Here is a 940-nt window from a genome sequence, read left to right as displayed (position 1 = left end):
CAAGAATTACTAAAGTTTTTGCTTCCACCATACTTAGTGGATTATTTTGATATTGTGAAATTTGAAGAAAAAGAAGGTTTGCTTCACCTGTATTTTGAAGAAAAAAATACTATCCCCCAAGAGTTCTTATCCCTTCAGCTTCAATCGAAAGGATTTTATCAGCCCATTACAGTGGACGATTTTCCGCTTCGGGGAAAAGCCGTAAAACTCCATATCCAACGCAGAAGATGGACGGATATTAAGTCCGGGAACATTGTTCACCGCGACTGGAAACTCATCGCTAAAGGCACTCGCATGACACAGGATTTTGCAGAGTTCTTAAAAAAAATCTGCCGATAATAAAGCCCTTCCCTTAGAAACCATTGGTGAAATGTATGGCGTTAAGGGCAAAAAATTCCGGAGCAGTACAAAAAATCACTCAGCGGGTTTAAAGACTGGAAGCAGAAATCTCATGCAGAAGATTGGATTATTTATCCCGAAAACTGTTCTCACCGTCTATCCTTAGATGAAGTGGCTCTCTCTGACGGAGAACTCTACACCGTGCTTACCTCCAAGACTGCACGAGGCAGGAAAGGAAGTCTTGTTGCCATGATCAAAGGAACAAAAAGTGAGGAAGTAACCGACAGGCTTTTGAAAATCAGCAGAAAAATAAGACAGAAAGTAAAAGAAATTACTCTGGATATGGAGGGTTCTATGAAGTTTATCGCGAAACAATGTTTTCCTAATGCCATGCAGGTGGTCGATAGATTTCATGTCCAGAAACTCGCTGCAGAAGCTGTTCAGGAGCTCAGAATTCAGTATCGGTGGGAAGCCATTGATTTTGAAAATGAAATTATAAAACAATCCAGAGACAAGAAAGTAAAACCCGACATTCATATTTTTGAAAACGGAGATACCCGAAAACAACTTCTGGCAAGAAGCCGGTATTTACTTTACAAAA

General features: G+C 40.1%; 2 protein-coding genes. Both read left to right on the top strand.

Translation table 11 applies throughout. The features are described 5' to 3' along the window. On the top strand, positions 1–339 hold a 339-nt coding region (locus H6W52_RS21095), incomplete at its 5' end, for a transposase (RefSeq protein WP_116100184.1). 171 nt (positions 340–510) lie between these two features. Then, on the top strand, positions 511–940 hold a 430-nt coding region (locus H6W52_RS21090), incomplete at its 3' end, for a transposase (protein WP_185216983.1).

This window comes from Chryseobacterium sp. C2(2020) (assembly GCF_014218915.1).
In the GTDB taxonomy this organism is placed as follows: domain Bacteria; phylum Bacteroidota; class Bacteroidia; order Flavobacteriales; family Weeksellaceae; genus Chryseobacterium; species Chryseobacterium mucoviscidosis.
Note: the sequence above shows the minus strand (reverse complement) of the source record. Positions and strands in the feature narration are given on the sequence as shown.